The organism is Kingella denitrificans ATCC 33394, assembly GCF_000190695.1.
GTDB classification, from domain to species: Bacteria; Pseudomonadota; Gammaproteobacteria; order Burkholderiales; family Neisseriaceae; genus Kingella_A; species Kingella_A denitrificans.
Genome location: NZ_GL870929.1, coordinates 18,112 through 27,992 on the forward strand (window position 1 = coordinate 18,112; position 9,881 = coordinate 27,992).

At 55.6% G+C, this 9,881-nt stretch carries 8 protein-coding genes and 1 pseudogene; 5 read left to right on the forward strand and 4 right to left on the reverse strand.

Going from position 1 to position 9,881, the window contains the following annotated elements; all coding sequences use genetic code 11:
- The first annotated feature begins 60 nt into the window (after positions 1–60).
- From argS to HMPREF9098_RS00090, 3 genes are all read left to right on the forward strand, one after another.
- Entirely contained in the window at positions 61–1,764 is a 1,704-nt protein-coding gene (gene argS, locus HMPREF9098_RS00080) for an arginine--tRNA ligase (protein ID WP_003780771.1), read from the forward strand.
- 42 nt (positions 1,765–1,806) lie between these two features.
- Positions 1,807–2,730, forward strand: coding sequence for a hypothetical protein (locus HMPREF9098_RS11105; protein ID WP_003780772.1), 924 nt, complete (start codon positions 1,807–1,809; stop codon positions 2,728–2,730).
- Positions 2,731–2,828: 98 nt separating this feature from the next.
- On the forward strand, positions 2,829–3,848 hold the full coding sequence (locus HMPREF9098_RS00090; protein ID WP_003780773.1) for a TraB/GumN family protein: 1,020 nt from the start codon (positions 2,829–2,831) through the stop codon (positions 3,846–3,848).
- A gap of 86 nt (positions 3,849–3,934) precedes the next feature.
- On the opposite strand, the pseudogene apbC reads toward HMPREF9098_RS00090, so the two are convergent.
- The 4 genes and pseudogenes from apbC to HMPREF9098_RS00110 all read right to left on the reverse strand — a co-directional run.
- A pseudogene (gene apbC / locus HMPREF9098_RS00095) lies at positions 3,935–5,014 on the reverse strand (iron-sulfur cluster carrier protein ApbC); the annotation flags it as partial.
- A gap of 84 nt (positions 5,015–5,098) precedes the next feature.
- Entirely contained in the window at positions 5,099–5,674 is a 576-nt protein-coding gene (locus HMPREF9098_RS00100; protein WP_003780776.1) for a 5-formyltetrahydrofolate cyclo-ligase, read from the reverse strand.
- Positions 5,674–6,132: a dUTP diphosphatase gene (dut, locus tag HMPREF9098_RS00105; protein WP_040564110.1), complete on the reverse strand. Its 459-nt coding sequence runs from the start codon at positions 6,130–6,132 to the stop codon at positions 5,674–5,676. Before dut ends, HMPREF9098_RS00100 begins: the two co-directional genes overlap by 1 nt.
- 101 nt (positions 6,133–6,233) lie before the next feature.
- Positions 6,234–6,545: a hypothetical protein gene (locus tag HMPREF9098_RS00110; RefSeq protein ID WP_003780779.1), complete on the reverse strand. Its 312-nt coding sequence runs from the start codon at positions 6,543–6,545 to the stop codon at positions 6,234–6,236.
- A 155-nt stretch (positions 6,546–6,700) separates the two neighbouring features.
- Here HMPREF9098_RS00110 and HMPREF9098_RS00115 point away from each other — a divergent pair, with 155 nt between their 5' ends.
- Positions 6,701–8,980, forward strand: coding sequence for an NADP-dependent malic enzyme (locus HMPREF9098_RS00115; protein WP_003780781.1), 2,280 nt, complete (start codon positions 6,701–6,703; stop codon positions 8,978–8,980).
- Between the two features lie 127 nt (positions 8,981–9,107).
- Positions 9,108–9,791: a Bax inhibitor-1 family protein gene (locus HMPREF9098_RS00120; protein WP_003780782.1), complete on the forward strand. Its 684-nt coding sequence runs from the start codon at positions 9,108–9,110 to the stop codon at positions 9,789–9,791.
- The last annotated feature ends 90 nt before the right edge of the window (positions 9,792–9,881 follow it).

Here is a 9,881-nt window from a genome sequence, read left to right on the forward strand (position 1 = left end):
GCAGCCTGCACTTTGCCGAACCCATCATGTATAAATTAAATCATTGATTGAGAAACGAATATGAAACTCCAACAAACCCTATCCGCCCAAATCGAATCCGCCTTTGCCGCCGCAGGTGTGGCAGGCAGCCCGATTGTGTTGCAGCCTGCCAAAAACCCCGATTTCGGCGATTTCCAAATCAACGGCGCCATGGGCGCGGCAAAAGCGGCCAAGCAGAATCCGCGCGAGTTGGCGCAGAAAATTGCCGACGAACTGAACGGTAAAGGCGCGTTTGCGGTAGCCGAGGTGGCGGGCCCCGGCTTCATCAACCTGCGCCTGTCGCCCGAATTTCTGGCCGCGCAGCTTGAAGGCAGCCTGCACATTGCCCAAACGCCGAATCCCGACACGGTGGTGATTGACTATTCATCGCCCAATTTGGCCAAAGAAATGCACGTCGGCCACCTGCGTTCGTCCATCATCGGCGACAGCTTGGCGCGCGTGCTGGGCTTTTTGGGGCACAAAGTCATCCGCCAAAACCATGTGGGCGACTGGGGCACGCAGTTCGGCATGCTGGTGGCCTATCTGGTGGAACAGCAAAAAGACAATGCCGCCTTTGAGCTGGCCGATTTGGAGCAGTTTTACCGCGCCGCCAAAGTGCGTTTTGACGAAGACGCGGCGTTTGCCGATTTGTCGCGCGAATATGTCGTGAAGCTGCAAGGCGGCGACGAGGCGGTGCTGGCGCTGTGGCGGCAGTTTGTCGAAATTTCGCTGCAACACGCGGAAAAAGTGTATGCCAAACTCGGCCTGTTGCTGGAACGCGGCGATGTGGCGGGCGAATCCAAATATAACGACGATTTGCATAATGTTGTCAAAGAGTTGGAAGCAAAAGGGCTGGTGGTGGATTCGGACGGCGCAAAAGTGGTGTTTTTGGACGAATTTAAAAACAAAGACGGCGAACCGGCCGCGTTTATCGTGCAGAAGCAGGGCGGCGGCTTTTTGTATGCCACCACCGATTTGGCGTGCCTGCGTTACCGCCTGAATATGTTAAAGGCGAACCGGCTGCTGTATGTGGTGGACACAAGGCAGGATTTGCATTTTAAAGAATTGTTCGTTACCGCCCGCAAAGCCGGCTGGCTGCCGGAAAACGTGTCCGCCGAATTTGTCGGCTTCGGCACGATGATGGGCAAGGACAACAAGCCCTTCAAAACGCGCAGCGGCGACACGGTGAAACTGGTTGATTTGCTGGACGAAGCGGTGGAACGCGCCACGCAGTTGGTGCGCAGCAAAAACCCCGATTTGAGCGAAGCCGAAGCGGCAAAAATCGGCCAAACCGTGGGCATCGGCGCGGTGAAATACGCCGATTTGAGCAAAAACCGCACCAGCGATTATGTGTTCGACTGGGACAACATGCTCTCGTTCGAGGGCAACACCGCGCCTTATCTGCAATATGCCTACACCCGCGTGCAGAGCGTGTTCCGCAAGGCGGGCGATTGGGACGTGCAGGCTGCTTTCGTGCTGACCGAGCCGCTGGAACAGCAGCTTGCGGTGGAACTGCTGAAATTTGAAGACGTGCTGCAAAGCGTTGCCGAAACCAATTTCCCGCACTATCTGGCGGCGTATCTTTACCAGTTGGCCACGTTGTTCTCGCGTTTTTACGAAGCCTGCCCGATTTTAAAAGCCGAAGGCGCGGCACGCGATACGCGGCTGAACCTAGCACGGCTGACGGGTGAAACGCTGAAAACGGGGCTGGGGCTGTTGGGCATCGGCGTGCTGGATGTGATGTAAAACGGTTTTCAGGCAGCCTGCAAAAATAGAAAGGAAAAAATCATGTTTCAAAAAATGTTTCTAAGCGCGGTTTTATTAAGCAGCGTATTCGCACACGCCAAAACTGTGCGGTCGTTAGACCAAGTGTCCGGAGAAATCCACAGTAACGAGATTGCCGCCGAATATGACTACCAAATGAACGGCACCGCCAAACCCGACGGCTTCGGCAGCGTGGCGCGCAACGATGGGGCGACCGTAAACGCTTTGGTCAAACTGCTAGCCCCGCAAACCCAAACGGCAAACATCGGGTTAATCGGCTTGAGAAAATGGCAGGGCAATCAATACATTGCCAGCTTCTGCGCCTACCACGAGCCGATGAAGTGGGAATATGCCGACGACAAATCGCGCTATGCCGATTGCAGCAACAATATCCAGACATTCCAACAAATCACGTTTGCGGTGGTGGAGCAGAAGGATGGCGCGTGGCAACTGGCTGCCGAGCCTTATACCGTGAGGTTTAAAACTCAGGAGGAGCAGACCGAACAAGATATCCAACGTTCCGCCTTTTCACTGAAAAACCATAGGGGCAACACGGTAATTGGGACACCGGACCGTTTGGATTTGGCACCATATCAGTTGAATGAAAACACGCGCGCATTTGGTGTACGTTATACGGCGCATGTCGGCTATGCGGGCGGCGGCGCGATGAATCAGGCGATGACGCTGTTTGCTGTGTTGGACGGCAAATTGAAGCCTGTATTGACGGTGGAGACTTACCAATTTGAAAATTTGGCCGGCGATTGGAATCCGGACGGCACACGGCAGCATGATATTGAAAGCACGGAATATATTTTAAAAATGTCGCCCAAGCAGACACATGGTTTTTACGACATTGTTTGGCGCGAGACACGCAGCCGCAGGCCGCAGCAAAAAACCTTTACATGGCAGCCTGCACAGCAGCGTTACGTTGAATCGAAATCCCGATGATGCGTTGCCTGCGGGCGTGATGCCAACCGAAAAAGCAGGCTGACTTCCCATATTCAAGTGCAGGCTGCTTTCCTATTCTCCAACTTCAAGAGGAAACTATGTTGAACTATTTGAAAACATGGCTATTTGCCGCTGCCGCCTTTTGCCTGACGGGATACAGCGTTGCAGAAACCCACGGTGCGGCGCATCAAGCGGCTTCCGCCCAGCAGGCATCGGCCAGCCAAGCGGCATCGAAAGCGCCAAGCCGCGAAGAAAAATCCATTATCTGGCGGATTCGCAAAGACAACCAGCCGACCAGCTATCTGGTGGGCACGGTGCATATCGGCAAACAGGGCAGCACGCTGCCGCCGGATTTCCAATATGTGCTGAAACAAAGCCGTCAATTAGTGCTGGAAACGCAGATAGCGGACGAAGAATATGCGAAAGCACATCCCGAAGAAGTCGTGAAAATGTTACAGATGATGGTACACAACAAATCGCTGAACGAGACGCTGGGTGGCAAAACCACCATGATTGTACGGCGCATTTTCCGCGAATCCGCCATTCCCGAATTCGCTGATTTGATGGGCAATCCCAGCAGCCAATACAGCTTGGCACCGTGGGCGATTTGGTTTCATTTGGGCTATACCGGCACGCCGCCCGATTACAGTACTGATTATGGTGTCGAATCGCTGCTGCTGAAACAGGCCAGAACGCGGAAACTGCCCGTGTTGGGGCTGGAAGATATCGAGCCGCTTGAAATGATGCGCACCATTCCCGACGATGTGGCTGTGCGCAATATCGAATATCTCATTCTGCGGCAAGACCAAATGAAGCAGGAGCAGCTGGAGCTGTTCCAAGCCTATGAACGGCGCGATGCCGACAAATTGGAGGAGCTGGCCAGCGACGAGGAATCCGTGTCATTGGTCGATCCGCGCGACCACGAATTCATGAAACGGCTCAACCAGCAGATTTTGGGTCAGCGCAACCGCAACTGGATGCCGAAGCTGCAACAATATTTGGCGCAGAAACCGACCTTGGTGGCGGTGGGCGCGGCGCATTTGTTCGGCAAAGACGGCTTGGTGGCGCTGCTGAGGGAGCGCGGCTATACGGTGGAACCGTTTGTGATGGGCAAATAATCCGCATTGCGGCATAAAAAGCAGCCTGCACTTTGTTTTTAGAGTGCAGGCTGCTTTTGTATGTGGCAACGCTTCGGACGGCGTGCTTATTGCACCACGATTTTCGGGAATTTACTGCTGAAATCGCGCCCTTTGTCCGCCACTGCCAAAGCGACTGCCAACGCGGCCTGACGGTAAATTTCCGCCACGGCGGCGTGTTGCGCGTGCAGCTGCCCCGCTTCGCCCGAATCCATGGCTTCGCGAATCGGCAGGCTCAAAGGCAGCTGTCCCAGCAACGGCACGTTGAGTTTTTCCGCCAAGCGTTTGCCGCCTTCCGTGCCGAAAATGGCTTCGTGGTGACCGCAGTTGCTGCAAATATGCACCGACATGTTTTCCAGCACGCCCATAATCGGGATATTGACTTTGTTAAACATATCAATGGCTTTTCGCGCATCAATCAGGGCGATGTCCTGCGGTGTGGTAACCACGATTGCGCCGGTGACGGGGATTTTCTGCGACAGGGTAAGCTGGATGTCGCCGGTGCCGGGCGGCAAATCGACAAACAGGTAGTCCACGTCGTCCCACTCGCTTTGGAACAGCAACTGTTGCAGGGCTTGCGACACCATCGGGCCGCGCCACACGACGGCTTGGTCGGGATCGACCAGAAAGCCGATGGACATGACTTGGATGCCGTCTGCGTTGCGCACGGGGATAAAGTGCTTGTTCTGCTGTGCAGGCTGCTTTTGGGCAACGCCGAGCATGGTGGGCTGGCTGGGGCCGTATAAATCCGCATCCAGAACGCCGACGCGAGCGCCCATGGCGGCCATGGCGGTGGCCAAATTGGCGGTGGTGGTGGATTTGCCCACGCCGCCTTTGCCCGAAGCCACGGCAATGATGTTTTTCACGCCTTTGATGGTGTGGATGCCGGCCTGCACTTTGTGGGCGACGATGTTATTTTTGATGGTCAGTTGCACGTCTTTGCCGGTGGCGGCGGCGATTTGCCGTTGCAATTCGTCGGCCAGAAACTGCGCGGGAAAGCCGAAGGTCAGCTCGACGTGCAGGCTGCCGCCGCGTTCTTCCAGCGCGGTGAGGGCTTTTTCGCTGCCGATGGTGCGTTCGGTGCCGGCAATGGCAATGGATTCAATCAGATGACGCATATTGTTCTCCTGTCGGGTGTGTGAATCGTGTGTGTGGTGTCGGTATTATTGGGTATGGGGTGGCTTCTGCGGGTGGGCGGAAAGCAGCCTGCACGTTCCTAATGTGCCCGCCGCTTAAAATTTTTGTATGCCGCGTTCGCTGACGAAGTAGTCGGTGCGGATGTCGTGGGCTTCGCGCGGCAGGCGGTCGATTTGTTGGCAGGCAAAGCCGACGGCGACGGTTTGCGGACGGCGCGTGCGGCAGGCGTTGAGCGTGCAGTCGTAATAGCCGCCGCCCTGTCCCAGCCGTATGCCGTCCCGGTCGATGCCGACAATGGGAATCAGCATTTTGTGCAGCCGTTCGGCACGGATTTTTTTGCCGCGAAACTGGGGGACGTGCAGGCTGCTTTGGCCGCGTTTGCGTTCGGCGCGCTGGGCTTTGCGCGGATAGGGCGTGAACCAGAGGCGCAGGGAGCGCGGTTCGATATAGGGCAGGTAAACGTTCGCGCCGCGTTTCAAAGCAGCCTGCACCCAGTCGTCCAAATCCAGCTCGCCGCCCATCGCCCAATAAACGGCGATGTTTTTGCCGCGCCGGATAAAGGTTTTCAGTGTGCGGTTGCAGGCTGCCTGCGCTTGGGCACGTTCGGTTGCGGGCAATGCGCGGCGGGTTTGGCGCAGTTGGCGGCGCAGGGCTTTTTTGGCCGCTTTCATCAGCTGCGCCCCGTGCTGCCGAAGCCGCCCGTGCCGCGTTCGCTGGCGGCAAATTCGTCCACCAGCGCGAAATCGGCCTGCACCACGGGCACAATCACCATTTGGGCAATGCGCTCGAAAGGTTCGATGACGAAGCTGTCGCTGCCGCGGTTCCACACGGACACCATCAGCTCGCCCTGATAGTCCGAATCAATCAGCCCGACCAGGTTGCCCAGCACGATGCCGTGTTTGTGCCCCAGGCCGGAGCGGGGCAGCAGCATGGCGGCCAGTTGCGGATTGTCCAGATAAATGGCGATGCCGGTGGGGATGAGCACGGTTTCGCCGGCGCGGACGGTTCGGGCTTCGGGAATGCAGGCGCGCAAATCCAGGCCTGCGCTGCCGGAAGTGGCGTATTGCGGCAGCTGCGCGGCAATTTCGGGGCGGAGGATTTTCAGTTGGACTTGTGGACGGACGGTCATGAAGATTCCTTTGCAATGGATGGGTGGGATAACGGATGCTGTGCAGGCTGCCTGCAACGGCCGCATCGGGTTGGATTTCGGCGTTCAAAAGCAGCCTGCACTTACGGCTGCCCCGTCCGCCACATGTAATAATCGCGCAAAGGCGGCGCGGGCGGATTGATGCAGTGCGGGCAGATGCCGGTGGTGTCTTCGTCGTCTTCCAGGCTGTCGAAATGCCCCGCGTTCGGGTCGAAGCGGCTTTGCTGCATCACCGCCTGAACCAAGGCCTGCTCCTGCACCGGGTCGAAATCGAATTTTTGGATGATTTCATAAAGCAAATCGTTTTCCGCGCTCGAAAATTGCGCCGAAAAACGCAAAATGCTGTCGCGGTAATCGCTCATGGCGATTTTTTGGGATAAGAGTTCGGAAAGCATGAAAAAGCAGCCTGCAAAAAACCGTTATCATACTCCATTTCCGAAGTGCCCGTTATATTCGTTTATTCTCACCAAACACACGGATTTATAGTACAATCCGCCCAGTTCCGCTTTTCGTTTCATTTTCCAAAACGCAATGACAGAAAGATTGAATTATGGATGAGCATATCAAAGAAGCCGCCCTGAATTTCCACGAATTCCCCATGCCGGGCAAAATTCAGATTTCCCCCACCAAACCGCTGGCCACGCAGCACGATTTGGCATTGGCGTATTCGCCTGGCGTTGCCGCACCGTGTATGGAAATCCATGCCGACCCGATGAAATCCTATAAATATACCGCGCGCGGCAACCTGGTGGCCGTGGTATCCAACGGCACGGCGGTGCTGGGGTTGGGCAACATCGGCCCGGAAGCCAGCAAGCCGGTGATGGAAGGCAAAGGCGTATTGTTCAAAAAATTCGCCAATATCGATGTGTTTGACATTGAAGTGAACGAAACCGACCCCGACAAACTGGTCGATATTATCGCATCGCTCGAACCCACCTTCGGCGGCATCAATCTGGAAGACATCAAAGCGCCGGAATGTTTCTATATCGAGAAAAAACTGCGCGAACGCTGCAAAATCCCCGTGTTCCACGACGACCAGCACGGCACGGCCATCATCACCGCCGCCGCCGTATTGAACGGCTTGCGCTTAATCGGCAAAGAAATCGGCGAAGTGAAACTGGTGTGCTCCGGCGCGGGTGCCGCCGCGATTGCCTGCTTGGATTTGCTGGTGGCGCTGGGCATGAAACGCGCCAATATGACCGTGTGTGATTCCAAAGGCGTGATTTACCAAACACGCGAAGACCGCGCGCGCATGGACGAAAGCAAAGTGCGTTACGCGATTGAAGACAACGGTCAGCGCACGCTGGCAGACGCCGTGGCCGGCAAAGATATTTTCTTGGGCTTGTCCAGCGCCAACGTGCTGAAAGTGGACATGTTGAAGCAGATGAACAGCCAGCCGCTGGTGTTCGCACTGGCCAATCCGCAACCCGAAATTTGGCCGCCCGAAGCCAAAGCTGCGCGCCCCGATGTGATTATCGGCACCGGCCGTTCCGATTTCCCGAACCAGGTCAATAACGTTTTGTGCTTCCCGTTCATTTTCCGCGGCGCGTTGGACGTGGGCGCGACCACCATCAATGAAGCCATGAAGCTGGCCACCGTGCGCGCGATTGCCGATTTGGCATTGGCGGAATCGAACGATGTCGTTGCCGGTGCATACGGCGGCGAAGAATTGAAATTCGGCACGGAATACCTGATTCCCAAACCATTCGACCCGCGCCTGATTGCCCAAATCGCCCCCGCTGTGGCGCAGGCTGCCATGGATTCCGGCGTGGCAACGCGCCCCATCACCGATATGGATGCCTATATCGAACGCCTGAACCAGCAGATTTACAAAACCAACCTGCTGATGCGCCCCGTGTTCGCGCAGGCGAAAAAAGACATCAAACGCATTGTGCTGGCCGAAGGCGAAGACGAGCGCATGCTGCATGCCGCACAGCAGATTGTGTCGCAAAAACTGGCTTATCCGATTCTGATCGGCCGCAAAGAAATCATTGAAGAGCGGTTGCAGGCGCAGGGATTGACCATTCAGGCCGGCAAAGACTTCGATTTGGTGGATTTGGTGGACAATCCGTATTACGAAGAATCTTGGAAAACCTATTACGATTTGCAAAAACGCAAAGGCGTGACCGAAGAGATGGCGCGCCGCCGCATGATGGCGAACAACACGCTGATTGGTGCGAGCATGGTGCGCCTGGGCCATGCGGACGGCATGGTGGCCGGTGTGGTGGGGCGTTTCCGCGACCACTTCAAAATTTACGAAGACGTGATCGGCTACGACAATCCGGAGCAAAACGCGTTTGCCATGAACGCGCTGATTTCCAATAAGGGCAACTTCTTCATTGCCGATACTTATGTCATTCACGACCCGACTGCCGAGCAGTTGGCGCAAGGCACGCTGATGTGCGCGAAGGAAATCCAACGCTTCGGCATCAAGCCGAAAGTGGCGCTGGTGTCCAATTCCAATTACGGCACGCACACCGACAAAGATTCGGTGAAAATGCAGCAGGCGTTGCAAATCGTGCGCAAAGCCGACCCGGATTTGGAAATCGACGGCGAAATGCAGGCGGATGCGGCGTTGGACGAAAAACTGCGCAAACAGATTTTCCCCGAAACCACCTTGCAAGGCTCGGCGAACCTGTTGGTGATGCCGAACGTGGAAGCCGCGAATATCAGCTATAACTTAATGCGCGTGAATGCCACCAACGGCATTACCGTCGGTCCGATTCTGATGGGCTTGAACAAACCCGTGCATTTGGTCACGCCGATTTCGACCGTGCGCCGCATTGTGAACATGGTGGCGTTTGCTGCGGTGAGCGCGCAATCCAAATAAAATAAAGGTTGCCATCGGCATTATTTATGGCACAATAGGGCTTGCTTTTGGCGTGCGGTTGCGTGTCAAAAGCAGCCTGCACTTTTAAGTTTTTATTTTTTATCCACATTTTTGGAGGAGTTTGTTGATGAATGAACCTGTACAACATTATTCGAACGACGCGCAGTTGGCACATCAGGAAGTCCTGCTGCAAAAAACCTACAGCCTGTTGGCGTGGTCTTTCCTGCCCGCGGTTGCCGGCGCATTGGTCAGCATGGTGTTCAATCCGCTGGCCATGGTGGGCAATTACTGGGTTGCGGTGGGCGCGATGTTTGCCTTTTTCTACGGCATGTGTTTTGCCATTGAGAAAAACCGTTACAGCCAAACCGGCGTGGTACTGCTGATGGTCTTCACCTTCGGCATGGGCGTGTTCTTGGGTCCGCTGTTGTCGGTTGCCCAAATGTTTTCCAACGGCGGTCAGCTGATTGCCGTGGCCGCTGCCATGACGGCGGGCGTGTTCTTCACAATGGCGGCTTTGGCGCGCCGTGCGAATATCAACACCAACGCGTTGGGCCGTTTCTTGGCGGTGGGCGGCGTGGTGCTGATGATTGGCGTGGTGGCTAACCTGTTCCTGCAAATGCCCGTGGTATCGCTGACCATTTCCGGCGTGTTCGTGGTGTTCAGCTCGCTGGTGATTATGTGGCAGGTGCGCACAGTGTTGGAAGGCGGCGAAGACAGCCACATCAGCGCGGCTTTGACCATCTTCATTTCGATTTACAACATTTTCAGCAGCCTGTTGCGTTTGCTGTTGGCTTTTGCCGGTGAAGATTAATCTCATTGCATATCAAAAAGCAGCCTGCACTTTCCGCTTAGGGAGTGCAGGCTGCTTTTTTGGTTGTTATAGTGGATTAAAATCGCAATG

Excerpts from the sequence above, each read along its gene's own strand:
- dut (WP_040564110.1), bottom strand. The coding sequence starts at position 6,132 with ATGACCGTCCGTCCACAAGTCCAACTGAAAATCCTCCGCCCCGAAATT.
- HMPREF9098_RS00090 (WP_003780773.1), top strand. The coding sequence starts at position 2,829 with ATGTTGAACTATTTGAAAACATGGCTATTTGCCGCTGCCGCCTTTTGC.
- argS (WP_003780771.1), top strand. The coding sequence starts at position 61 with ATGAAACTCCAACAAACCCTATCCGCCCAAATCGAATCCGCCTTTGCC.
- HMPREF9098_RS11105 (WP_003780772.1), top strand. The coding sequence starts at position 1,807 with ATGTTTCAAAAAATGTTTCTAAGCGCGGTTTTATTAAGCAGCGTATTC.
- HMPREF9098_RS00120 (WP_003780782.1), top strand. The coding sequence starts at position 9,108 with ATGAATGAACCTGTACAACATTATTCGAACGACGCGCAGTTGGCACAT.
- HMPREF9098_RS00115 (WP_003780781.1), top strand. The coding sequence starts at position 6,701 with ATGGATGAGCATATCAAAGAAGCCGCCCTGAATTTCCACGAATTCCCC.
- HMPREF9098_RS00100 (WP_003780776.1), bottom strand. The coding sequence starts at position 5,674 with ATGAAAGCGGCCAAAAAAGCCCTGCGCCGCCAACTGCGCCAAACCCGC.
- HMPREF9098_RS00110 (WP_003780779.1), bottom strand. The coding sequence starts at position 6,545 with ATGCTTTCCGAACTCTTATCCCAAAAAATCGCCATGAGCGATTACCGC.